22 protein-coding genes are annotated in these 21,688 nt (G+C 72.0%); 8 read left to right on the forward strand and 14 right to left on the reverse strand.

All coding sequences use genetic code 11. The annotated features are described in order from the left end of the window. Nucleotides 1–229: 229 nt before the first annotated feature. A complete protein-coding gene (locus ACWGH0_RS28675; RefSeq protein WP_069925839.1) occupies nucleotides 230–445 on the forward strand; it encodes a dodecin in 216 nt (71 codons plus the stop codon). Between the two features lie 28 nt (nucleotides 446–473). Here the strand turns inward: ACWGH0_RS28675 and ACWGH0_RS28680 are convergent, their stop codons facing one another. Beyond that, nucleotides 474–977, reverse strand: coding sequence for a phosphatase domain-containing protein (locus tag ACWGH0_RS28680; RefSeq protein WP_453407153.1), 504 nt, complete (start codon nucleotides 975–977; stop codon nucleotides 474–476). A 68-nt stretch (nucleotides 978–1,045) separates the two neighbouring features. On the opposite strand from ACWGH0_RS28680, the gene ACWGH0_RS28685 reads away from it, so the two are divergent. Together ACWGH0_RS28685 and ACWGH0_RS28690 are read left to right on the forward strand one after the other, a co-directional pair. After that, entirely contained in the window at nucleotides 1,046–2,068 is a 1,023-nt protein-coding gene (locus ACWGH0_RS28685) for an MsnO8 family LLM class oxidoreductase (protein WP_453407154.1), read from the forward strand. Nucleotides 2,069–2,109: 41 nt separating this feature from the next. Then, nucleotides 2,110–4,527: an ABC transporter gene (locus tag ACWGH0_RS28690; RefSeq protein WP_453407155.1), complete on the forward strand. Its 2,418-nt coding sequence runs from the start codon at nucleotides 2,110–2,112 to the stop codon at nucleotides 4,525–4,527. 8 nt (nucleotides 4,528–4,535) lie between these two features. Here the strand turns inward: ACWGH0_RS28690 and ACWGH0_RS28695 are convergent, their stop codons facing one another. The 7 genes from ACWGH0_RS28695 to ACWGH0_RS28725 form a co-directional block, all read right to left on the reverse strand. Then, on the reverse strand, nucleotides 4,536–4,934 hold the full coding sequence (locus ACWGH0_RS28695) for a hypothetical protein (protein ID WP_453407156.1): 399 nt from the start codon (nucleotides 4,932–4,934) through the stop codon (nucleotides 4,536–4,538). Between the two features lie 17 nt (nucleotides 4,935–4,951). Further along, entirely contained in the window at nucleotides 4,952–5,431 is a 480-nt protein-coding gene (locus tag ACWGH0_RS28700; protein WP_453407157.1) for a protease inhibitor I42 family protein, read from the reverse strand. Nucleotides 5,432–5,442: 11 nt separating this feature from the next. Next, nucleotides 5,443–7,050 (reverse strand): peptidoglycan-binding protein, encoded by a 1,608-nt coding sequence (locus tag ACWGH0_RS28705; protein ID WP_453407158.1) that lies wholly within the window; start codon nucleotides 7,048–7,050, stop codon nucleotides 5,443–5,445. A 61-nt stretch (nucleotides 7,051–7,111) separates the two neighbouring features. After that, the gene (locus ACWGH0_RS28710) at nucleotides 7,112–7,534 is read right to left on the reverse strand and encodes a type VII secretion target (RefSeq protein WP_453407159.1); all 423 of its coding nucleotides are present in this window, start codon (nucleotides 7,532–7,534) and stop codon (nucleotides 7,112–7,114) included. 85 nt (nucleotides 7,535–7,619) lie between these two features. Beyond that, nucleotides 7,620–8,369, reverse strand: a complete 750-nt coding sequence (locus ACWGH0_RS28715; RefSeq protein ID WP_453407160.1) for a succinate dehydrogenase/fumarate reductase iron-sulfur subunit — start codon at nucleotides 8,367–8,369, stop codon at nucleotides 7,620–7,622. Then, a complete protein-coding gene (locus ACWGH0_RS28720) occupies nucleotides 8,366–10,324 on the reverse strand; it encodes a fumarate reductase/succinate dehydrogenase flavoprotein subunit (RefSeq protein ID WP_453407161.1) in 1,959 nt (652 codons plus the stop codon). The genes ACWGH0_RS28715 and ACWGH0_RS28720 overlap by 4 nt, the downstream gene beginning before the upstream one ends. A 1-nt stretch (nucleotide 10,325) precedes the next feature. Further along, nucleotides 10,326–11,030 carry a succinate dehydrogenase gene (locus tag ACWGH0_RS28725; RefSeq protein ID WP_453407162.1) on the reverse strand — a complete coding sequence of 235 codons (705 nt, stop codon included), beginning with the start codon at nucleotides 11,028–11,030 and terminating at the stop codon, nucleotides 10,326–10,328. 93 nt (nucleotides 11,031–11,123) lie between these two features. On the opposite strand from ACWGH0_RS28725, the gene ACWGH0_RS28730 reads away from it, so the two are divergent. Next, nucleotides 11,124–12,041 (forward strand): LysR family transcriptional regulator, encoded by a 918-nt coding sequence (locus ACWGH0_RS28730; RefSeq protein WP_453407163.1) that lies wholly within the window; start codon nucleotides 11,124–11,126, stop codon nucleotides 12,039–12,041. Here ACWGH0_RS28730 and ACWGH0_RS28735 read toward each other — a convergent pair. From ACWGH0_RS28735 to ACWGH0_RS28750, 4 genes are all read right to left on the reverse strand, one after another. Further along, nucleotides 12,011–14,104: a putative bifunctional diguanylate cyclase/phosphodiesterase gene (locus tag ACWGH0_RS28735; RefSeq protein WP_453407189.1), complete on the reverse strand. Its 2,094-nt coding sequence runs from the start codon at nucleotides 14,102–14,104 to the stop codon at nucleotides 12,011–12,013. The genes ACWGH0_RS28730 and ACWGH0_RS28735 overlap by 31 nt on opposite strands. A 113-nt stretch (nucleotides 14,105–14,217) precedes the next feature. Then, nucleotides 14,218–15,030, reverse strand: coding sequence for an SAM-dependent methyltransferase (locus ACWGH0_RS28740; RefSeq protein WP_453407164.1), 813 nt, complete (start codon nucleotides 15,028–15,030; stop codon nucleotides 14,218–14,220). A gap of 229 nt (nucleotides 15,031–15,259) precedes the next feature. Then, nucleotides 15,260–16,252, reverse strand: a complete 993-nt coding sequence (locus ACWGH0_RS28745; RefSeq protein WP_453407165.1) for an SCO0930 family lipoprotein — start codon at nucleotides 16,250–16,252, stop codon at nucleotides 15,260–15,262. Nucleotides 16,253–16,424: 172 nt separating this feature from the next. Continuing rightward, nucleotides 16,425–16,916 (reverse strand): hypothetical protein, encoded by a 492-nt coding sequence (locus ACWGH0_RS28750; RefSeq protein WP_453407166.1) that lies wholly within the window; start codon nucleotides 16,914–16,916, stop codon nucleotides 16,425–16,427. A 151-nt stretch (nucleotides 16,917–17,067) separates the two neighbouring features. On the opposite strand from ACWGH0_RS28750, the gene ACWGH0_RS28755 reads away from it, so the two are divergent. Next, complete coding sequence (locus ACWGH0_RS28755; protein ID WP_453407167.1) at nucleotides 17,068–17,832, forward strand: bestrophin-like domain; 765 nt, start codon at nucleotides 17,068–17,070, stop codon at nucleotides 17,830–17,832. A 228-nt stretch (nucleotides 17,833–18,060) separates the two neighbouring features. Continuing rightward, nucleotides 18,061–18,609 (forward strand): hypothetical protein, encoded by a 549-nt coding sequence (locus tag ACWGH0_RS28760; RefSeq protein ID WP_453407168.1) that lies wholly within the window; start codon nucleotides 18,061–18,063, stop codon nucleotides 18,607–18,609. A 102-nt stretch (nucleotides 18,610–18,711) separates the two neighbouring features. Here the strand turns inward: ACWGH0_RS28760 and ACWGH0_RS28765 are convergent, their stop codons facing one another. Beyond that, on the reverse strand, nucleotides 18,712–19,194 hold the full coding sequence (locus ACWGH0_RS28765; RefSeq protein WP_453407169.1) for a hypothetical protein: 483 nt from the start codon (nucleotides 19,192–19,194) through the stop codon (nucleotides 18,712–18,714). Between the two features lie 311 nt (nucleotides 19,195–19,505). On the opposite strand from ACWGH0_RS28765, the gene ACWGH0_RS28770 reads away from it, so the two are divergent. Continuing rightward, on the forward strand, nucleotides 19,506–20,165 hold the full coding sequence (locus ACWGH0_RS28770; RefSeq protein WP_453407170.1) for a class F sortase: 660 nt from the start codon (nucleotides 19,506–19,508) through the stop codon (nucleotides 20,163–20,165). 37 nt (nucleotides 20,166–20,202) lie between these two features. Here ACWGH0_RS28770 and ACWGH0_RS28775 read toward each other — a convergent pair whose 3' ends face one another. Beyond that, nucleotides 20,203–21,051 carry a polysaccharide deacetylase family protein gene (locus ACWGH0_RS28775; protein WP_453407171.1) on the reverse strand — a complete coding sequence of 283 codons (849 nt, stop codon included), beginning with the start codon at nucleotides 21,049–21,051 and terminating at the stop codon, nucleotides 20,203–20,205. 107 nt (nucleotides 21,052–21,158) lie between these two features. Here ACWGH0_RS28775 and ACWGH0_RS28780 point away from each other — a divergent pair, with 107 nt between their 5' ends. Next, nucleotides 21,159–21,620 (forward strand): universal stress protein, encoded by a 462-nt coding sequence (locus tag ACWGH0_RS28780; RefSeq protein ID WP_453407172.1) that lies wholly within the window; start codon nucleotides 21,159–21,161, stop codon nucleotides 21,618–21,620. The last annotated feature ends 68 nt before the right edge of the window (nucleotides 21,621–21,688 follow it).

Raw genomic sequence — 21,688 nt, forward strand, 5'->3', positions numbered from 1 at the left:
CCGTCCGCCCCGTGCCCGGCCCGCGCCTTCGCCACCGGCTCCGTACGTCCGCGGGGCCTACGGGGGCCGGCGCTTTCGGCCCCCGGTTCCGGCGGAGGGTGGGTAGGCAGGGCACCGCAGGGCACCCGAGCGGTGGCAGAAGCCGAACGTGCGCCCCGGGCACCCCTGGGGCACCGTGGTAGAAGCGCGCCGGGACGACCCGGCCCCGCAGCAGCAGAGGGAGCGCCGCATGTCCGACCACACGTACCGCGTCACCGAGATCGTCGGCACCTCGACCGAGGGCCTCGACCAGGCCATCCGCAACGGCATCGACCGCGCCTCCCAGACGCTGCGCGGCCTCGACTGGTTCGAGATGACCCAGGTGCGCGGTCACATCGTCGACGGACGCATCGAGCACTACCAGGTGGGCCTCAAGGTCGGCTTCCGCCTCGAAGACACCGCCTGACCCTCCCCGGGCCCACCGGGCGACCCGCTCAGGTACGGCCCTCGCGCTCCTGCGCGTCCTTCAGGGCCGCCGAGGTGGCGGCCCAGCGGGCGCGCACGACCGTGAAACCGGCCTGCTCGGCCGCGACGCACACGAGTTCGTCGTCGTCCACGAGCATCCGGATCTCCCGGCCGCCCGCCGCCAGCCGTTTCAGGATCTCCAGCTTGGTGTGGCGGGCGGGCCGCCGGTCGTTGTCGCGCCGCATCCAGACCCGCCCCTCGGGCAGGTCCTGGGCGGCGAGCCAGTCGAGTGTGTCGCGTCGACACCGCTCGGGACGGCCCGTGAGGTAGACGACCTCGCACTCCCCCGCGCTCTCGCGCGCCATCCGCACGCCCTCCGGCAGCGGCGGATCGTCCGGCGCCGCGCCGAAGAAGCCGTCCCAGTCGCGCGGCGTGCGCTCCAGGAAGCGCTGGCGGTGGGCGGTGTCGGCCAGGGTGCCGTCGAGGTCGAATACGGCCAGGGGCCTCTTGCCGTGCGTCGTACGGGAAGTCATTCCGGCACTGTAGAGCGTGTCCCGGCACGGGCCGGGAATCCCCGCGCGTGCCAGGCGTTGAAGGGGGTGTGAGCTCAGTGATCGCGCGGACCCGGTTCTCCGTCCTCGACCGTTCCCGTACCCGCGAGGCGCACGACGCCCCGCAGGCCCTGCGGGACACCGTGGACCTCGCACGGCGGATCGAGGCGCTCGGGTACCACCGCTTCTGGGTGTCGGAGCACCACAGCGTGCCCGGGGTCGCGGGTTCCGCGCCGACCGTGCTCGCGGCCGCCGTCGCCGCCGCGACGTCCACGATCCGCGTGGGCACGGGCGGGGTGATGCTGCCGAACCATCAGCCGCTGGTCGTGGCCGAGCAGTTCGGCGTACTGGAGTCGCTCTTCCCCGGCCGCATCGACATGGGACTCGGCCGTTCCGTGGGGTTCACCGACGGGATACGCCGGGCCCTGGGCCGGGACAAGAAGGACGCCGACGACTTCGGCGCGCGGCTCGGGGAACTCCTCGGCTACTTCACCGGCGACCAGAGCGCGCACCCGCAGGTGCACGCCCACCCCGCCGAGGGCCTGCGGATCCCCGCGTTCGTCCTGGCCACCGGCGCCGGGGCCCGGATCGCCGCGGCGGCCGGGCTTCCGCTGGTGATCGCGGCGGCGCGCGGCGAGGACGAGATGCTGCGGGCGATCGACGGCTACCGGGAGGCGTTCCGCCCCTCCCCCTGGGGCGGGCGGCCGTACGTCGTCCTGTCCGGCACGGTGGCGGTGGCCGGCACCTCCGAGGAGGCCGGGCGCCTCCTCGTACCGGAGGCGTGGGCGTCGGCGTACTCCCGCACGCACGGGTCGTTCCCGCCGCTCGCCCCCGTCGACGAGGTCCTGGCGCGGCCGATGACGGACCGCGAGCGGGGCCTGTTCGAGGACGCCCGGCGGGGGCACGTGCACGGCACGGCGGACGAGGTCGCCGACGCCCTGGAGAAGGTGCTGGGCCGCACCGGCGCCGACGAGTACCTGGTCGCGACCAGTACGTACGACCGCGCGGCGCTGCTGGACTCGTACCGGCGGCTGGCCGGCCTGGTGGGGCTCGCGGGCGCGGACGCCGCCTAGGATCGGACCGTTCGTCGCCACCGTCCCCCGGAGCCCCGCCGATGCAGACCGTCCACGACCCGTACGTGCGGGTGCGCGGCGCCGACGAGCACAACCTGCGGCACGTCGACGTCGACATCCCCCGCGACGCGCTCGTCGTCTTCACCGGCGTCTCCGGCTCGGGCAAGTCCTCGCTCGCCTTCGGGACGATCTACGCCGAGGCCCAGCGCCGCTACTTCGAGTCCGTCGCCCCGTACGCCCGCCGGCTGATCCACCAGGCCGGCGCGCCCAGGGTCGGGGAGATCAGCGGTCTGCCGCCGGCCGTGTCGCTGGAGCAGCGCAGGTCGGCCCCGACCTCGCGGTCGTCGGTCGGAACGGTCACCACCCTCTCCAACTCCCTGCGCATGCTCTTCTCCCGCGCGGGCGCCTACCCGCCCGGCGCCCCGCGCCTCGACTCGGACGCCTTCTCCCCGAACACGGCGGCGGGCGCCTGCCCCGAATGCCATGGACTCGGCCGCGTCCACCGCACGAGCGAGGAGCTGCTCGTTCCCGACCCGTCGCTGTCCGTCCGCGACGGCGCGATCGCCGCGTGGCCGGGCGCCTGGCAGGGCAAGAACCTGCGCGACGTGCTGGACGCCCTCGGGTACGACGTGGACCGGCCCTGGCGCGAGCTGGAGCGGCGGGACCGCGAGTGGATCCTGTTCACCGACGAGCAGCCCGTCGTCACCGTGCACCCGGTGCGTGACGCCGGGCGCATCCAACGCCCCTACCAGGGCACGTACATGAGCGCCCGGCGCTACGTCCTGCACACGTTCGCGGACTCCAAGAGCCCGACCCTGCGGGCGAGGGCCGAGCGCTTCCTGACGGCCGAGCCGTGTCCGGTGTGCGCGGGGAGCAGGCTGCGCCCGGAGGCGCTGGCGGTCACGTTCGGCGGCCGTACGATCGCCGAGCTGGCCGCTCTGCCGCTGTCGGCGCTCGCCCGCGCACTGAGCTCCGGGCCGGGGTCCGGGCCGGCGGACGGCAACGCGACCGCGCGGGTGCTGACGGACGACCTGCTGGCCCGGATCGCGGTGGTCACGGAGCTGGGCCTCGGCTACCTGAGTCTTGACCGTACGACTCCGACGCTGTCCTCCGGCGAGCTCCAGCGCCTGCGGCTCGCGACGCAGCTGCGTTCGGGCCTCTTCGGCGTCGTGTACGTACTGGACGAGCCCTCGGCGGGGCTCCATCCGGCCGACACCGAGGCCCTGCTGGTCGTACTCGGGCGGCTGAAGGCGGCGGGCAACTCGGTCTTCGTCGTGGAGCACCACCTGGACGTGGTGCGCAGCGCGGACTGGCTGGTCGACGTGGGTCCGCACGCGGGCGAGCACGGGGGCAGGGTGCTGCACAGCGGCCCGCCCGCGGGTCTGGCCGAGGTCGCCGAATCCGCGACCCGCCGCTTCCTCTTCGACCACGGGCCGGCGCCCGCGCGGCAGGTGCGCGAGCCCTCGGGCGTGCTGCGGCTGAACGGTGTCGAGCGGCACAACGTGCGGGGCGTCGACGCCGAGTTCCCGCTCGGGGTGCTGACCGCGGTGACCGGTGTGTCGGGTTCCGGCAAGTCGACCCTCGTGGGCCAGGTGCTGGCGGGCGTCCTCACGGACCGGACGGCCCCGGGAACGGCGGCGTGGTGCGTCTCGGCCGAGGGGCTGGCGGCGGTGGACCGGCTGGTGCAGGTCGACCAGCGCCCGATCGGGCGGACGCCGCGCTCCAACTTGGCGACGTACACCGGTCTCTTCGACGTCGTGCGCAAGCTCTTCGCTGCCACGGACGACGCCCGTGCGCGCGGGTACACGGCGGGGCGGTTCTCCTTCAACGTGGCCGGCGGGCGGTGCGAGACGTGTCAGGGCGAGGGGTTCGTCTCGGTGGAACTGCTGTTCCTGCCGAGCACGTACGCCCCGTGCCCCGACTGCGGCGGCGCGCGCTACAACCCCGAGACGCTGGAGGTCCTCTTCCAGGGCCTCAGTATCGCCGGGGTGCTCGATCTGACCGTGGAGGCGGCGGCCGGGTTCTTCGCGGGCACGCCCGCCGCCGTACGCAGCCTCCGGGCCCTGCTGGACGTGGGCCTCGGCTATCTGCGGCTGGGGCAGCCCGCGACGGAGCTCTCCGGCGGCGAGGCGCAGCGCATCAAGCTGGCGAGCGAGCTCCAGCGCACGCGCCGGGGCCATACGGTCTACGTACTGGACGAGCCGACGACGGGTCTGCACCCGGCCGACGTCGAGGTGCTGATGCGGCAGTTGCACGGCCTGGTGGACCAGGGGCACACGGTGATCGTGGTCGAGCACGACATGGCCGTGGTGGCGGGCGCCGACTGGGTGATCGACCTCGGCCCGGGCGGCGGCGACGAGGGCGGTCGGATCGTCGCGGCGGGTCCGCCCGCCGAGGTGGCACGCGCGTCCGGCAGCCGTACGGCCCCTTACCTGGCCCGGGAGTTGCGGCCGCTCTGAGACGCCGGTCAGCGGCCCCGGGCGCGGCTGGTGCGCCGCAGCCCGATCAGCTCGGCCACGGATTCCAGCCAGCGGGCGGTGGTCTCGTCACCGACGACCGGGCGCGCGACGGTCCCGGCCGCTTCCAGCCAGGGGCGGAGGGTGCCCGTGGCGGCCGGGTCGGGGAGCAGTTCGGGGAGCCGCGACGCGTACCGCACACCGCCACTGCGCACGACCTCGGCGAGGTACGCCACGGATCGCGGCAGGACGCCGAGCCGGTCGAGGACGACCGCGGCCCCGATGGCGCCGTCACCGAAGAGGGCGGTGCGGTAAGGCCCTTCGGCGGGGATGCCGTAGCGCAGCATCCTGGCGGTGTCGAGGACGGCACAGTCGTCGTCAGTCTTGGTGGGGCGGGGTGTGGGGGGCATGGGTGCCTCGGATCCGGTCATCGGACGGTGACGGTGTAGATGAAGTACTCGGGATTGGTGCCCGGCTTCCCGGTCGCGGTGGGGACGGGGATGTCGCTGGAGGATGTCGGCGACGGCTCGGGGTTGCCCTCGGTCGTGGAGCAGCTGCTGGAATACGGGCAGTGGATGAGTTTGATCTCCGTCGTGCCCGACTTGACCGCCTCGAAGTCGAAGAAGCGCTCGCCGCTGCCGCCACCTACCACGCCAGGGTCGCTGTCTTCCGTCTCTTTGTGCTGTCCCGTGCGCCTGACGACAGCCGAGTCGGGGTGAGGGCTGACCACATGCCAGTCCTGTCCCATCGCGGGACTCGCCGGGAGGGACAGGGTGAACTCGTCCCCCGCGTCAACCTCTATGGACCTTTCCTCGGGTCCATACGTCGCGGGGCCGAAGAGCCCGCATCCGGACAGGGCCAAGGCGGACAGCGGCAGGGCGAGGGCGGCTGCGAGTCGATTGCGCATGACGGAATTCCTCACTCGGCCGGAAGGTGGACGCCGGTGGCGTTGGGCATGCGGTTGTCGGACGCCTTCTGCATGTTCCCGTTGATGAAGTCGTCCTCACTGATCCAGGTAGTGGTACCCCAGGGGTTGTAAACCTGGAGCATGTCGCCCTCCTGGCCGACGATCATCATCGAGTGGCCGACATAGTCACCGTTCTCTTCCTTGCCCGCGACGGTGATCGGCACCGGCTTGCCTTCCGCGACCGACTTCTCGACGTCGGCCAGAACTTCGCGCCGGGCATCTGCGCTTGCCGTCTCCTGGTAGTTGTACTCGCTGCCTGTGTGCGGGCTCATCTCATTGTTGGTGATGGTGGTCTTGCCCTCTTCGTCCATGCCCGTCGGCGTGCTCCCGAAGGGGAAGTCGTACGCGTTGGAACCGTCACCGTCCTCGTGCAGCCGCAGCTGCTCGTCATGCAGCCGTTCGCGGAAGGCGGCGGGGTCGTCCTCCTGTCCCGAGGGGCCACCGGTGAGTTCGAGGGCGTAAAGAGGGTCGACCATGGCACGACCGGTGACGACGGTCGACGGCACACAGGTGCTGCCCTCCTGGGACCAGTTCTCACCGTTGAACCTGTGGGTGTCCGTATTGTTGTTCGCGCCGCTCACGGGATTGAGGCCCTCGTTCTTCATGCTGTCCCCCGCCGTCGTCACCGGCGTCAGATGCCGCTGCAGCCAGTCCGGGTCCTTGCCGTGGATCTTGTCGCGGAACTCCGAGACCTCGTTCAGATCGTGTCCGGCGGCCAGGGCCTTCACCAGGTACGCGCGTTCCTGGGGGCTCTTGGCTTCGGTGAGCATCTGCTCGAACTTCGCCTGGTCCTCGGCGTTCATGCGTTCCATGGCCCTGCCCGAGCGCTCCAGGTCGTTGGCGGTGAGCAGCTCGTTCATCTCGGCCGGCCCGCCGGTTCCCGCGATGTCGGCCAGGACGAGACGGTCGGCGGCGGAGATGTTGTCGGTCTTCATCCTGCCCGCGCGGGCTTCGGCCGCGAATTTGTTCAGGTCGCGGGCAGCCTCGCGGGCCGCGTCGTCGGCCTTCTCCGCCGCCGCGTGCATGGTCGTCGCTCCGGCGGAGGCGATGCTGCGGGCGCGCAGCCGCTCCGCCTCCTCGGCGTCCTTCTCGACCATGTCGTCGAAGAAGCCGTCCTCGCCGCCGAGCATGCCGAGCGCCTCGCGCAGTTGCTCGCGGCCGCCCTTGTCCTCGGACTGCGCGGTGGTCAGGGCATCGGAGAGGAGGATCAGGGCCCTTCGTGCGCCACGGATCGCCTCGTCCATCTGCGCGGCCGCTCGCGCCGCCGCCGACACGACCTCCTGGGCCCTGGCGCCCGTGCTGCCCACCCAGGCGTCGGGCAGACCCGTGAGGGCGACCTGCTCGACCCGGTCCTGCACGTCCTTCGCCGCGTCGGCCTGCTTGGCATACCGCTTGGCGATGTCGTCGAGGGTGCTCGGCGAGCCGACGGGCGCCGAGACGTTCAGGGCGTTTCGGATGGCCTCGATAAGGGTGTTCTTGTCACCGGCACCGGCGATGGACCGCTGGTAACTGGCGAGCTTTTCCCGGCGGTCGGTGGTGGATTCGCCTGCGGCGGGCATGGCTACGCGGCCTCCGGTATTCGGTTCGGAGCAGTCAACAGGGGGAAGGAGGAGGCAGCGCTCAGCCGAAGTCGGCGAGGCCGACGGGAGGCGAGCCGGCGGCCGGCATGGTGCGGACGCCCGGTGCGGATCCGGCGGACGCGGGGGCTGGCAGCGTCGTCAGGCCGCCGCCGCTCGCCTGGAGGTCGTTCATGGTCCGCACGTCGGCGCCGTGGTAATTAGCCTTCGAGATACGGACCTTGTCCGCCAGCTCGTGCAGGGCGCTTTCCAGCACCTTGGCCTCGGCCTGCCACGCTTCGGAGAAGTTGTTGAACGCCGGGCCGGAGTCCGAGCCGCCCAGGGCGTCCGGCGTGTAGCAGAGCTGCTCCTGGAGAGCGGCGCCGATGTCACCGGTGTCGTCGCCCGCCCGGTCGAGCTTGTCCGCCTCGGCGTCCATCCCGCTCTGCTGGACGCGGTAGCCACCTTGTTGCGTCTGCCCGGCCATCTTCCCCCGCCTGCCAGCCGATCTGGATCTTGCGGGGGAAGATTAGCAGCAGCTGGTGACATGCCCACAACCGCCAGACCGCAGGTCAGCGGCGTGACGCCTTCCGCTGGGCCCTCAGCCATTCCTTGTTCATCGCGGCGATGGACGGCAGCGGGATGCCCTTCGGGCAGGCCGTGGCGCACTCGCCGGTCAGGGTGCAGCCGCCGAAGCCCTCCTCGTCCATGGCGGAGACCATGTCGAGTACCCGGGTCTCGCGCTCGGGCGCGCCCTGCGGCAGCACGTTGAGGTGGTTGATCTTCGCGGAGGTGAACAGCATCGCCGAGCCGTTGGGACAGGCCGCGACGCACGCGCCGCAGCCGATGCACTCGGCGTGCTCGAAGGCGAAGTCGGCGTCGGCCTTCGGGACCGGCGTGGCGTGCGCCTCGGGCGCGGCGCCGGTCGGAACGCTGATGTAGCCGCCCGCGCCGATGATCCGGTCGAACGACGACCGGTCGACCACCAGGTCCTTGACCACGGGGAACGCGCCCGCCCGCCACGGTTCGACGTCGACGGTGGCGCCGTCCTCGAAGTGCCGCATGTGCAGCTGGCAGGTGGTGGTGCGCTCCGGGCCGTGCGCGTCGCCGTTGATGACGACGCCGCACGCGCCGCAGATCCCCTCGCGGCAGTCGTGGTCGAAGGCGACCGGCTCCTCGCCGCCCAGGATGAGCTTCTCGTTGAGCGTGTCGAGCATCTCGAGGAACGACATGTCCTCGGAGATGTCGTCCACCTCGTAGGTGACCATGGCGCCGGGTTCCTCGGCATTGCGCTGGCGCCAGACGCGCAGGGTGAGCCTCATGCGTAACTCCGCTGGGTGGGGTGGACGTAGGCGAATTCGAGGGCTTCCTTGTGCAGTACGGGCGCCCGGCCCGTACCGGTGAACTCCCAGGCGGCGGCGTACGAGAACTCCTCGTCCCTGCGCTCCGCCTCACCGCCGTCGGTCTGGCTCTCCTCGCGGAAGTGGCCGCCGCAGGACTCGGTGCGGTGCAGGGCGTCGAGGCACAGCAGCTCGGCGAGCTCCAGGTAGTCGACGATCCGGTTGGCCTTCTCCAGCGACTGGTTGAGCTCCTGGCCCGTCCCCGGGACCTTGATCCGTCGCCAGAACTCGTCGCGGATCTCCGGGATGCGGGCGAGTGCCTTGCGCAGGCCCTCGTCGGTGCGGGCCATGCCGCAGTACTCCCACAGGAGTTCCCCGATCTCCTTGTGGAACGAGTCGGGGGTGCGGTCGCCGTCGACGGCGAGCAGCCGCTCCAGGCGGTCGGTGGTCTCCGAGACCACCCTGACCGCCTCGGGGTGCGTCGCGTCGACGTCGTCGTGGTGCGGGTTGCGGGCCAGGTAGTCGTTGATGGTGGACGGCAGGACGAAGTAGCCGTCGGCCAGGCCCTGCATGAGCGCCGACGCACCCAGGCGGTTCGCGCCGTGGTCCGAGAAGTTGGCCTCGCCGATCGCGAAGAGGCCGGGGACGGTGGTCTGGAGGTCGTAGTCGACCCACAGTCCGCCCATCGTGTAGTGGATCGCCGGGTAGATGCGCATGGGCACCTCGTACGGGTTCTCGGCGGTGATGCGCTCGTACATCTCGAAGAGGTTGCCGTACTTCTCCTCGACGGCCTTGCGGCCGAGGCGGCGGATGGCGTCGGCGAAGTCCAGGTAGACGCCCTGGCCGCCGGGGCCGACGCCGCGCCCCTCGTCGCAGACGTTCTTCGCGGCGCGCGAGGCGATGTCGCGCGGCACGAGGTTGCCGAACGACGGGTAGATCCGCTCCAGGTAGTAGTCCCGCTCGTCCTCGGGGATCTCGCCGGGCGGGCGGGTGTCGCCCTGCGCCTTGGGGACCCAGATGCGGCCGTCGTTGCGCAGCGACTCGCTCATCAGGGTGAGCTTGGACTGGTGGTCTCCGGAGCGCGGGATGCAGGTGGGGTGGATCTGGGTGAAGCAGGGGTTGGCGAAGTACGCCCCGCGCCGGTGGGCGCGCCAGATCGCCGTCGCGTTGGAGTTCTTGGCGTTGGTGGAGAGGTAGAAGACGTTGCCGTAGCCGCCGCTCGCGAGTACCACGGCGTCCGCGAAGTACGTGCTGACGCGGCCGGTGATCAGGTCGCGGGCGACGATGCCGCGCGCCCGCCCGTCGACGACGATCAGGTCGAGCATCTCGGTGCGCGCGTGCATCTCGACGTTCCCGGCCGCGATCTGCCGCGACAGCGCCTGGTAGGCGCCGAGCAGCAGCTGCTGGCCCGTCTGGCCCCGGGCGTAGAAGGTGCGTGAGACCTGGACGCCGCCGAAGGAGCGGGTGTCGAGCAGGCCGCCGTATTCGCGGGCGAAGGGCACGCCCTGCGCCACGCACTGGTCGATGATCTCTACGGAGATCTGTGCGAGGCGGTGGACGTTGGACTCGCGGGCGCGGAAGTCGCCGCCCTTGACCGTGTCGTAGAAGAGGCGGTGCACGGAGTCGCCGTCGTTGCGGTAGTTCTTGGCGGCGTTGATGCCGCCCTGCGCGGCGATGGAGTGCGCGCGGCGGGGCGAGTCCTGGTAGCAGAACTGCACCACGTGGTAGCCCTGTTCGGCGAGCGTGGCGCCGGCGGCGCCGCCGGCGAGGCCCGTGCCGACGACGATGACGGTGTGCTTGCGCCGGTTGGCGGGGTTGACCAGCTTGGCCTCGAAGCGGCGGGTGTCCCAGCGCTCGGCGACCGGGCCGGCGGGCGCCTTGGTGTCGACGAGCGGCGTGCCGGTCTCGTACGCGGGGTAGTCGGTGCAGTCGCTCATGTCAGCTCACCACTCCAGTCATCACGGCGACCGGTACGGAGACGAATCCGGCGGTCAGCACCAGCGCGAGGCCGTTGGCCAGGGTCTTGAGGATTCGGTCGCGCCGGGCGTTCCCCACGCCCAGCGTCTGCGCGGCGCTCCAGAAGCCGTGCCGGACGTGCAGCCCGACGGCCAGCATCGCGACGAGGTAGACGACGTTGCCGTACCAGGTGCTGAAGGTCGCGACGACGTTCTCGTACGGACGTCCCGGCTGCGCGTTCTCGTTCACCGTGAGCGTCGTCAGGTCCAGCAGGTGCCACACGATGAACAGGGCGAGGATGATCCCGCCCCAGCGCATGGTCCGCGTGGCGTAGCTCGCCCGCCGCCGCTTGTGGACGTACTTCTCCGGCCGCGCGGCGATGTCGCGCCGGCTGAGCTGGTACGCCGCGACGCCGTGCAGCACCACGGCCGCCAGCAGCACCACGCGCACCACCCACAGCGCCCACTCGTAGTGCAGGAGGGGCTCGCCCATGGTCCGCAGCCAGTGCGCGTACGCGTTGAACTCACCGGAACCGAAGAAGATCTTGAGGTTGCCGAGCATGTGGGCGACCAGGTACATCAGCATGATCAGACCGCTGACGGCCATCACCGTCTTCTTGCCGACGGTCGATCCCCAGAGCGAGCGGGTGAGGGACGGTCGTCGGTCCGTCCGCGTTGCCAGTGCCATGGAACCGACGGTAGGGCCGGGAGGTCCCAGAGGTCCAAGACATGGTCCGGCTCATGTCCATAGGTGCTGCCTATCACCGGTACGGTGGGGGCCATGCAGTTCCAGCAGCTCCTGTACTTCGTGACCGTCGCCGAGACCCTGCACTTCACGCACGCCGCGGAGCGGGTGCACGTCTCGCAGCCGTCCCTCTCGCAGCAGATCCGCGCCCTGGAGAAGGAGATGGGCGCGGACCTGTTCACCCGCGCCCGGGGCAACATCGCCCTCACCGACGCCGGCGAGGCCCTGCTGCCGCTGGCCCGGCGCATCCTCGCGGACGCCGACACGGCCCGCCACGAGGTGCAGGAACTCGCCCAGCTGCGGCGCGGCCGGGTGCGCCTCGGCGCGACGCCGAGCCTGTGCACCGGACTGCTCCCCGACGTCCTGCGCACCTTCCACGATCTGCATCCCGGCATCCAGCTGCTGATCGAGGAGAGCGGCTCGCACGACCTCGTGCGGGAGCTGGCCCGCGGCGCACTGGACCTGGCCCTGGTCGTGCTGCCGCTGCCGACGCCGTCCCCCGCCCTGACCACGGTCGAGCTGCTGCACGAGGACCTGGTCGTGGTCTCCGCCTCGTCGGTCCCGCGCCCCGGGCGCGGCAGGTCCGTACGGATGGCGGATCTGGAGGGCGAGCCGCTGGTGATGTTCCGGCACGGGTACGACCTGCGCGAGCTGACGGTCGCCGCCTGCCGCGCGGAGGGCTTCGAGCCGTCCTTCACGGTGGAGGGCGGCGAGATGGACGCCGTCCTCGGGTTCGTACGGGCCGGCCTCGGGCTCGCGGTCGTACCGCGCATGGTGGCCGCGCGGGCGGGGCGTGACCTGCGGGTCACGCCCCTGGCCCGGCCCGGCCTGAGCCGTACGATCGCGCTCGCGCACCGCAGCGACGTGGCTCCGCCGCGCGCGGCCCGCGAGCTCCAGAAGGTGCTCCTCGCCTCCCGGGCCGGTCAGACCGCGTCGGCCAGCAGCAGGGTGTGAATGCGGTCGGGCGCGCCCGGCCTGGCGTAGTACCAGCCCTGGGCGGTGTCGCACCCCAGCTCGCGCAGCTGGGCGGCCTGCGCGCCCGTCTCCACGCCCTCGACCGTCACGGCCAGCTTCAGGCTGTGCGCGAGCGAGACGATCCCCTCGACGATCTTCACGTCGACGGTGTCGGCCGGGTGCTGCTGCATGGACTGGGTGAAGGACCGGTCCAGCTTGAGGACGCTCACCGGCAGCCGGCGCAGGTTGGCGAGGTTGGAGTAACCGGTGCCGAAGTCGTCCAGCGCGATGTCCACGCCCATCTCGGCGAGCTGGCGCAGCGGCTTGAGCAGGTCGTCGTTCGCGCCGATCAGCGCCGACTCGGTGACCTCCAGGCACAGGGCGCCCGGTTCGAGGCCCGCCCGCTCCAGCACGTCCACGGTGTCCGAGACCAGGCCGGGATGGTGCAGCTGCATCGGTGAGAGGTTCACGTTGATGCGCAGCGGCCCGCCGTCGGAGTGCCGCCGCTGCCAGAACCTGGCCTGGCGTACGGACTCCTCCAGCACCCAGCGGCCCAGCGGGACGATCAGCCCGGTGTGCTCGGCGAGCGGGATGAACCGGTCGGGGCCGAGCACGCCGTGCTGCGGATGGCACCAGCGCACCAGCGCCTCCGCCCCGTGCACGCTGCCGTCGCCGAGGTGCACGAGCGGCTGGTACTCGATGAAGAACTCTCCCCGCTCCAGCGCGGCGGGCAGGGCGTTGGTGAGGCCGTGACGGGTGATGGCGCGGGCGTCCGCCTCCGCGTCGGCGGTCTCGAAGCGGTTGCCGCCCGCCGACTTGGCCCGGTACATGGTGATGTCGGCGCTGCGCAGCACCTCCGCGGGGCTGCGCTCGCCCGCCGGCCCCTCGACGATGCCGATGCTGCCGCGCACGGTCAGGTCCCGGCCCTCGATGCGGATCGGGGCCGCCAGCGCGTTCAGTATCCGGGCGGCGAGGTCGTCCACCTCCTGGCGGGTGTCGGGCCCCGTGGTGAGTGCCACGAACTCGTCGCCGCCGAGCCTGGCCACCATCTCGCCCGGTGCCGTGGCGCAGCTCTGCAGACGGTCGGCGACCTCCACGAGCAGCCGGTCGCCGGCCGAGTGGCCGAGGCTGTCGTTGACCGCCTTGAACCCGTCGAGGTCGAGGTAGCACAGGCCGAAGCGCATGCCGTCGCCCGCGGAGAGGGCCTTCTCCAGACGCTCGAAGAACAGCGTGCGGTTGGGCAGTCCGGTCAGGGCGTCGTGGGTGGCCTCGTAGCGCAGGCGCAGATTGAGCAGGCGCCGCTCGGTCGTGTCCTCCATGAGGGCGAGCTGGTACTGCGGCCGGCCCTCGGCGTCGCGCAGCAGCGAAACGGTGAGGTTGGTCCACAGGACGGTGCCGTCGGTGCGGTAGTACGGCTTCTCGACGTGGTAGCTCTCCCGCTCGCCGCGCACCAGCTCGTCGTACAGCTTCCACACGTGCGGCGTGTCCTCCGGGTGGACCCACTCGCTCACCTTCCGGCCGCGCATGTACTGGTCCATGCCGCCGAACATCCGCATGAGCGCCTCGTTGACCTCCAAAACGTTGCCGTCGAGGTCCGCGATGCCGATGCCGATCGCCGCGCCCTCGAAGACCGCGCGCAGACGGGTCTCGGTGGTGTGCAGCGCCCGCTGCGCCTCGCTGCTCGCCAGCAGCGACGACCGCGCGAGGGCCTCCTGCTCGGCGAGGGTCCGCTCCCGCAGAGCCTGCGCGAAGCCGGCCGAGAGGGCGTGCTGGAGCCGGGCGCAGCGCGCCCGGCGCTCCTCGGTCTGCGCCGGCGAGCCGTCCTCCCCGGCGCAGTACAGCACCAGGTAGGAGTCGACGACGCCGAGCGTGCGGACGAGCGCGTCAGGGTCGGTGCAGTGGGCCGCGACCAGGGCGGCGCCGACCTCGTGCGCGGGCGTGGTGTCGAAGGGCCGCCGGTGCAGGGCGTCGCGCAACTTCCCTGCCAGCGGCAGCAGATGGCGCTCCACCTCGGGGCGGGTCAGGGAGGTGGCGGTGACGGGGAAGATCGCCCGGCTCCAGATCGTCGCGAACCGCCCGAGTCTGCCGTCCCGGTCGTCCTGATCGTCGGAACCCGGCTCCGGGGCGCGCCCCGGAGTCCGGCCGGGGCGCGGCCCCGGTGCCCGCGGTGGCACGCTCACGCCTTGCGTCCCACTCCTGCGAAGCCCGAGAAGGCGAACGGATCCTCCTGGGAGAGCTCGGTCTCGGGCCGCCACTCGGCCATCGGGACCAGTCCCGGCTCGACCATCTCGTATCCCTCGAAGAAGTGGGCGACTTCCTCGTGCGAGCGCATGATCAGCGGGTTCTTGATGTCCTTGTAGACCTCGACCGTGCCGCCCACCTGCTGCGGGGGCAGCGGGATGCCCGCGTACGAGGCGTGGGTGAGGATCAGGAGGCTGCCGGGGGCGAGGGCGTCGCGCAGCTCCGCGACGGCCGCCCGCGGGTCGTCGGCGTCCTCGACGAAGTGCAGTACGGCGACGAGCAGCAGGGCCACCGGACGTTCCAGGTCGATGAGTTCGCCGACGACGGGGCTGCTCAGGATGTCCTGCGGCTTGCGCAGGTCGGCGGCGGCTATGCCGGCCCGCTCGTTGCCCGCGAGCACGGCCCGGCTGTGCGCCACCGCGACCGGGTCGTGGTCGACGTACACCACACGGGCCCCGGGGTCGGCGGCCTGGGCGACCTCGTGGACGTTGCCGAAGGTCGGGATGCCCGACCCGATGTCGAGGAACTGGCTGACGCCCTCGTCGACCGCGAAGCGCACCGCGCGCCGCATGAAGGCGCGGTTCGCCTGCATGATCTTGGGAAGGCCCGGCAGGAACTCCATCGCCTTGCGGGCCGCTTCCCTGTCGACCTCGAAGTTGTGCGAACCGCCCAGGTAGAAGTCGTAGATCCGGGACACGCTCGGCACCGTGAGATCGATGCCCTGGGGTGCCCAGGCGGGTCGCTCCATCAATGTCTCCAACTCATCGCCGCGGTACGGCCGGTCATGACCTAGACCGGTGTTCGAGCCGAGGCTACTGATCGGCAGGCATCAGAGCGAGCAAAAACGGAAATTAGCGGTCCGTTCTCGGTCACACGCCGCAGGCATGTGCGGCACGAACGACCGGCCCGCCCCCGCCGGACGGGGCGGGAACGGGCCGGTGCCGGCCGGGCGCCACAGCGCGGGGACGCTGTGCTGCCTACTTGGGCGCGCCGACCATCTTGCCCTCGGGCGACACCGCGTACCAAGTGCCGCCGACGCCCTGGCCGTTGGTGTCACCCGGCTTCGAGTCTCCCGAGAAGGTGTAGACGGGCCAGCAGTCGATCGTCTGCTGCTTGATCCCGTCGGGGCGGTCGAAGACGACGAAGCCCTTCTTGAGGATGCCCTCGGTGTCGTTCTTCTCGACCGGCGGGACGACCGGCCACTTCTCCAGGCAGGCGCCGGTGCAGGCGGTCTTCATGGGCCAGGCCGAGTCCTTCTCGAACCGGTAGACCGTCATGCCCTCGGAATCCACCACGATGTCACCGAGCTTGGGGTCCTTGCGTACGGACATGCCCGCGAGGTCGGCCTTCTCGGCCCCGCCCTCTTCGCCGCCACCGGCCTCGGCGTCACCGGCGCCCGCGCCTCCCGGCGCGGCCTTCTTGCCGTCGGGGGCGGAGGCGAACCAGGTGCCGCCGACACCCTGCCCCTTGGCGTCGCCGGGCTTGGCGTCCTTGGCGAAGCGGTACATGGGCCAGCCGCCCACGGTGAGCTGCTTGGTGCCGTCGGCCCGTTCCACCTCGCCGAGCATCGAGGCGTCGGTTCCGGGTGCGGCCGTGGCGTCGCTCGCCGGCACGACGGGCCACGCCTTCGCGCAGTCGCCCTCGCAATTCGACTTCGGCGGACTGACGGTGTCCTTGTCGAACCGGTAGAGCGTGAAACCCTCGCTGTCGGTGAGCACCTTGCCGAGCTTCTTGCTGTCCCAGACGGCGAGTTGACCCGCGGCCTTGGACGTGGCCCCGCCGGCGGCGGCGTCGCCGTAGCCGCCCTTGTCCGAGCCGTAGCCACCGTCGGCGGGCTGCGCCGCGGGGTTGGCGTTGCCCACGGCCTGGCCATTGGGGGACTCCGTCACCGTGTCCTGACCGCACGCCGTCGTCAGCGCCATCACAGCCGCCGCCGTCACCGCGAGCGAGACGTTCCGCCAGGTCTTCATGTGGACTCCTGTGTACCGAGGGTGTGGTGCGGCGCTCCAGTGCGTCGCTCATGGCCCTAGGTACGGGCGGCGGGTGCCCGGGCGTTCAACCCGTTCGCAGAAATTTCGCAATGCCCTCGGCCGCCGCCCGGACGATCTCAAACGCGAAGACGCCGAAATCCCGCCCATCGGGCTAATTGCGCCGAATGGCCGCGTGCCGGTGATCTCCCGGGTCCATGCTCCCGGACGTGCACCCACCGCTCTCAGGACGCCTGCTGGCCGCCGTGACGCTGCTCTGGCTGCTGCTGGGCCCCGCGACGGCCTCGGCCGACAGCTGTTCGTACGCCTCCATCTCGCAGGGCGGCGAGGCGTCGTCGGGCTCGGCGGTCGCCGTGGGCGGCAGCGCGGACTGCACGGCGGGCCCGACACCGAAGCCGCCGCCTCCTCCACCGCCGCCACCGCCTCCCCCTCCGCCACCACCGCCTCCTCCGCCGCCTCCGCCGCCACCACCACCGCCACCGGCCCCGGCGCCTCCCGCGCCCGAAGCGCCCGCGCCGCCGCCACCGCCCCCGCCACCGCCGCCCGCCCCGGCGCCGCCACCCGCGCCCGAGCCGCCTCCACCGCCGAAACCGAAGCCCGAACCCGCCCCGTCGGCCAAGCCCGGGCCGAAGCCGTCGTCAGCCAAGCCGGTCGCCATCCCCGTGTACCGCAAAGCCACCCGTCAGGAGCCGCAGAACGGCCCGTCCCTGGTCTCCCTCACCCTGCTCGTCACGGCCCCCGCGGTGTTCGCGGCCGCCGTCCTGCGCCCCCGCTCCCGATAGCCGACGGAGAAGCAAATGTCGGAATGGCTCGTCCTGAGCATCGCGATGGCGTCCGCCTGCGCGGTCGTCCTCACCATCACGGTCATCAACCACCGCCGCGTCGGCGACGACGACGACCCGTCCGAGACCCCGGACGTCATCGAGTACATGACGATGATGATCGGCGTGGTCTACGCGATCGTCCTCGGTCTGGCCATCGCGGGCGTCTGGGAGGGCCGCAGCGCCGCCCAGGAGTCCGTACGCCAGGAGGCCCAGGCCCTGCACGAGGTCAGGGCCAGGTCGGAGGTCTACCCCGCCGACGTCCGGGCCCGCATCCGCGGCGATGTCGACGCGTACGTCACGTACGTCGTCAACACCGAGTGGGAGCACATGGCCGAGCACGGCAGCCTCACCGAACGCGGTACCGAACTCCTGGAACAGGTGCGCCGCGACGTCACCGACTACAGGCCGAAGACCGACCACGAGGGCCAGGCGTACCAGCCCCTCGTCGACCAGGTGGCCGCCGCCGACGACGCCCGGGGCGCACGCGGCGCGGGCGCGGAGGCCACCATGCCCGGCGTCGTCTGGTTCGGTCTCATCGTGGGGGCCCTGGTGGCGGTGGGTCTGATCTTCACGCTCCAGATCCGCCGCACCGGGCGGGAACTGCTGCTGGCCGGCTTCTACAGCGCGCTGATCGCCTTCCTGCTCTTCCTCATCTGGGACTTCGACGCGCCCTTCGGCCGGGGTCTGTCCGCGACGGCCGGGCCGTTCCTCGACCTGTTCCCGGTGGCGTCCCGGTAGCCGGGCGGAGCCGCGGCGACCGCGTGCGGCGGCTCACAAGAACCCCGCGCCGCCGGAGGCCGACGGCTCCCGGCGGTGCACCGGGTGGCGTATGCCGGTACCCCATTTGCGCGACTGTGATCGCGCGCCGCCGCCACCCCTCCTAGCGTTCGGGATATCGAGGCGCATTTCCTGCCATGTGTGGATACAAATTCCGCCGCTGCTCCTCGAGGACCCGGAGGATTGTCCATGCGCGCGATACGTGTAACATCGGCCGCCGCGCTCGGCCTCGCCGCACTCTCACTCACCGTCCCGGCCGCCTCGGCGGTCGACACCAAAGGTCCGGCGGTGGTCGGTACCGCCACGCCGTCCACCATCGCCGCCGGCGGACAGATCACGCTGTTCGTGTCGGGCTGCGACAGCGACGCGGAAGCGTCCTCGGCCGTGTTCGACACCGTCACGGTCCCCAAGGGGGGCACCGCGACGGCCAGGGTGGACTGGGACGCCAAACGCGGAGCCATGTACACCATCACCTACACCTGCCTCGCCGACGGCCGCCAGGGGACGTCGCAGCTCACCATCGCCGGCGCGCCCACGCCCAGCCCCACCGTGACCACGACCACCACGGCCACGGCGACGGCGACCCCCTCCCCGCTCGGCCCCGCCAGGGGTGGCGTGGGAGGCAGCCAGGGCGGCATGAACGCCGGGGAGATCGCCGCCGGTGCGGCGCTGGTGGTCGCGGCGACCGGAGGCGTCGTCTTCGTACTGCGCCGCCGCGCCAGCAGCCGCCAGCACTGACGGAAGGCGGCCCGCAGCCCCGTACGCCCGTTGCCCCGCGTCCTCGTAAGGACGCGGGGCGACGGGCGTTCACAGCTGTAGGGGCCACGGGCGGCCGGGCGCTCAGACGCCGCGGTTCAGCCGGCGCCTGCGGGCGATGAAGAGGCCGCCGCCGACCGCCGACGCGGCGACGAGTCCGGCTCCGACCTGCATCTCCGTGTCGGAAGGGCCGAGCGAGCCGCCGATGCCGCCGCGCGCGCCCCGGCCCGCCAGAACGGTGAACTGGTGGGTCGCCACCATGGCGTTGTCGTTGCACTTGACGGCCAGGTTGTAGTGGCCGGGGGTGGCGTTGTGCCGGATCTTGGCGGTGGCGAACGACGTGGTGTCGCTCGCCGGCAGGTGGGCGGGCCGCTGGAAGGCGTTGGACGTCACGGTGCCGCCGTGGCCGCACCCCGAGGCGCTGACCGTCAGCACGCCGCCCTGGTGGACCGAGAACGGGTTGACGCTGACATTGCGAGGGCCGTTGGTGGCGGTGGCGGTGGGGGCGACGAGTCCGACCGCCGCAAGGGCGGTCGCGGTCACCAGACAGGCGCGTGAGACACGCATCGTAGAACCTCCACGGGACGGCGCCCCGGAGCGGTGCTCCGGGAAGATCGACGAGAACGCCTCCCATGACGAACACTCACCGGGCGTGATGATTACCGCATTTCGGGCTGGTCCACCCCGGTGAGACGACACGCCGGTACGGCGCGTCCGGATCTGACGGAGCCGCAGGTCACAGACCGTCAGATATCTTGTACGACGAGTTACCCGGATGGGTCACCCGCGCGCACACCGCGCCACCCGTTCGCCCCTCACGTCTCGCAGCCCCCACCCCGCGCGCTTAGCGTCCGTACAGACGCGTCGAAGGGAGAACAATGGGCCAGGAGTACAACGGCTCCGAGCCGAGAAAACGCTCGCCCTGGGGGGTCCTGGCGCTCGTCATGCTCACTGGCCTCGCGCTGATGCGCAACGGCGCCGACGTGTCCATCGGCCCCCCGCAGCCGGCGTCGGCCGCCGCCCTGGACAGCCCCTCCGAGGTCACCGGCGGCCGCACCTCGCACAGCTCCGTGCGGCCCCTGCCGTACGCCCCCGCCTCCCGCATCCGCCTGCCCGACATCCGCGTGAACGCGCCCATCGTGGACGTGGGGCTCGACGACCAGGGCTGGATCGACGCACCGTCGCCGCAGGACCCCAACCTCGCCGGCTGGTACCAGAACGGCATCTCCCCCGGCCAGAGCGGCACCTCGGTGATCGTCGGCCATGTCGACAACGCGGTGGGGCCCGCCGTGTTCTACAACCTGGGTTCGCTCAGGAAGGGCCACCGCGTGGAGGTGGAGCGCTACGACGGCCGTGCGGCCGTCTTCGAGGTCTACGGCGTCGAGGTGTTCTCCAAGGAGAACTTCCCCGGCCCCCGGGTGTACGGGGACACCGGCAGGCCCGAGCTGCGCGTCATCACCTGCGGCGGCGGCTACTCCAAGACCGGCGGCTACGCCGGCAACGTCGTCGTCTTCGCCCGCCTGGTCGCCACCCGCTGAGCGGGGGGCGGCCGGGCGGGCGTCCGGGGTGCGGCACTCACCCCCGCGCGGTGGCGTCCGGCACCGTGATCCGGTAGCCCCGGTCGAGCAGTTCCGGCAGATACGTGCGCAGCGCCGCCACGCTCTGCCGGCGGTCGCCCCCCGCGTCGTGCGAGAGCACCACCACCCCGGGGCCCGCGCCGGAGCGCACCCGGCGGACGATGTACCCGGTGCCCGGCTCGCGCCAGTCGAGCGTGTCCAGGGTCCAGCCGAGCGGTTCCATGCCCAGCTCCGCGCCGATCTCGAACGAGCGGCGGTTCCAGGCCCCGTAGGGCGCCCGGTACCAGACGGGCGCCTGGCCGACGGTCCGCTCGACGATGTCGCTGGTGCGCCCCAGCTCCGCGCGGACGCCCGCCGGTGACAGCCGGGTGACCAGAGGGTGCGACCAGGAGTGGTTGCCCACGACATGGCCGTCCTCGGCCATCCGGCGCAGCAGGTCCGGGTGCGCCGCGGCCATCTCCCCGCACACGAAGAACATCGCGCGCACGTCGTAGCGCCGCAGCGTGCGCAGGACGGCCGTGGTGTAGCGCGGGTCGGGCCCGTCGTCGAAGGTCAGGACCATGCTGCGGCCCTTCCCCGCCATCCGGAGGAAGGGCCTGCGGCGCACCGGCGGCCGGGCGGGCGCCGTCCGGGGCGGCGCGTACGCCGTCATGGGCCGCAGCCGGTACGCCGAGGCCCTGACCTGCGTACCGGCCTGCGGCCCGGCGGCCGGGAGCGGCCCCGGCGGATGGCGTACCGGCGTCTGGGCCGGATCCGGGCCGAGCAGGCGGACGGCGGTGGCGGCCCCGAGGCAGGCGGCCAGGCGCAGCATCGCCCGCCGCCGCGGAGGCATCTGATCGGTTTTCATGACTAATAGCTCGCACGGCCGAAGGCCGCCGGGCCCGACCCACACCGGCGGCGGGGGCCGAAGTACCCGATGGGACGAGCCGGTCGGCGCCGGATAGCCTCGCTGCTGTGACCGAGCAGCAGCGCCATCAGTTCGAACGCGGTACCGACGGCCCCAAGGTGATCGTCGCGGGCCTGGACGGCTCCGACTCCTCGATGCGGGCCGTGGCCTACGCGGCGGGCCAGGCACGGCGGCAGAACGCGCTGCTCGCCCTGGTGTACGTACAGCCGCTGATGCCGGCCGGGGCGTCGCTGGGGGTGCCCGTCGCGACGACGACCGAGGAGATCGCCGCCGAACTGATGGCGGAGGTCCGCACGGCGGCGGAGCGGACGAAGGGCACGTTCGAGGTCCGGTGGGAGTTCCACACCTTCCGCGGCGATCCGTACAACGGCCTGGTGGCCGCGGCCGGTGAACTCAGGGCGGACGCCGTGGTGGTGGGGGCGTCGGAGTCGGCGGGCCACCGGTTCGCCGGCTCGGTGGCGGTGCGGCTGGTGAAGGCGGGGCGCTGGCCGGTCACCGTCGTGCCGTGACCGCGCGCCACGGCGCAGGACGCCACTTGGCCTACGCCGCCTTTCCCCGCACCCACCGCTGGTCCATC

This window comes from Streptomyces sp. NPDC054887 (assembly GCF_053610585.1).

Bases quoted from the DNA above. Each gene is read 5' to 3' on its own strand.
- ACWGH0_RS28710 (WP_453407159.1), bottom strand. From the start codon at position 7,534: ATGGCCGGGCAGACGCAACAAGGTGGCTACCGCGTCCAGCAGAGCGGG.
- ACWGH0_RS28715 (WP_453407160.1), bottom strand. From the start codon at position 8,369: ATGAGGCTCACCCTGCGCGTCTGGCGCCAGCGCAATGCCGAGGAACCC.
- ACWGH0_RS28700 (WP_453407157.1), bottom strand. From the start codon at position 5,431: ATGCGCAATCGACTCGCAGCCGCCCTCGCCCTGCCGCTGTCCGCCTTG.
- ACWGH0_RS28675 (WP_069925839.1), top strand. From the start codon at position 230: ATGTCCGACCACACGTACCGCGTCACCGAGATCGTCGGCACCTCGACC.
- ACWGH0_RS28770 (WP_453407170.1), top strand. From the start codon at position 19,506: ATGGGCCAGGAGTACAACGGCTCCGAGCCGAGAAAACGCTCGCCCTGG.
- ACWGH0_RS28680 (WP_453407153.1), bottom strand. From the start codon at position 977: ATGACTTCCCGTACGACGCACGGCAAGAGGCCCCTGGCCGTATTCGAC.
- ACWGH0_RS28695 (WP_453407156.1), bottom strand. From the start codon at position 4,934: ATGCCCCCCACACCCCGCCCCACCAAGACTGACGACGACTGTGCCGTC.
- ACWGH0_RS28725 (WP_453407162.1), bottom strand. From the start codon at position 11,030: ATGGCACTGGCAACGCGGACGGACCGACGACCGTCCCTCACCCGCTCG.
- ACWGH0_RS28745 (WP_453407165.1), bottom strand. From the start codon at position 16,252: ATGAAGACCTGGCGGAACGTCTCGCTCGCGGTGACGGCGGCGGCTGTG.
- ACWGH0_RS28765 (WP_453407169.1), bottom strand. From the start codon at position 19,194: ATGCGTGTCTCACGCGCCTGTCTGGTGACCGCGACCGCCCTTGCGGCG.
- ACWGH0_RS28775 (WP_453407171.1), bottom strand. From the start codon at position 21,051: ATGAAAACCGATCAGATGCCTCCGCGGCGGCGGGCGATGCTGCGCCTG.
- ACWGH0_RS28720 (WP_453407161.1), bottom strand. From the start codon at position 10,324: ATGAGCGACTGCACCGACTACCCCGCGTACGAGACCGGCACGCCGCTC.
- ACWGH0_RS28760 (WP_453407168.1), top strand. From the start codon at position 18,061: ATGCGCGCGATACGTGTAACATCGGCCGCCGCGCTCGGCCTCGCCGCA.
- ACWGH0_RS28740 (WP_453407164.1), bottom strand. From the start codon at position 15,030: ATGGAGCGACCCGCCTGGGCACCCCAGGGCATCGATCTCACGGTGCCG.
- ACWGH0_RS28690 (WP_453407155.1), top strand. From the start codon at position 2,110: ATGCAGACCGTCCACGACCCGTACGTGCGGGTGCGCGGCGCCGACGAG.
- ACWGH0_RS28705 (WP_453407158.1), bottom strand. From the start codon at position 7,050: ATGCCCGCCGCAGGCGAATCCACCACCGACCGCCGGGAAAAGCTCGCC.
- ACWGH0_RS28730 (WP_453407163.1), top strand. From the start codon at position 11,124: ATGCAGTTCCAGCAGCTCCTGTACTTCGTGACCGTCGCCGAGACCCTG.
- ACWGH0_RS28755 (WP_453407167.1), top strand. From the start codon at position 17,068: ATGTCGGAATGGCTCGTCCTGAGCATCGCGATGGCGTCCGCCTGCGCG.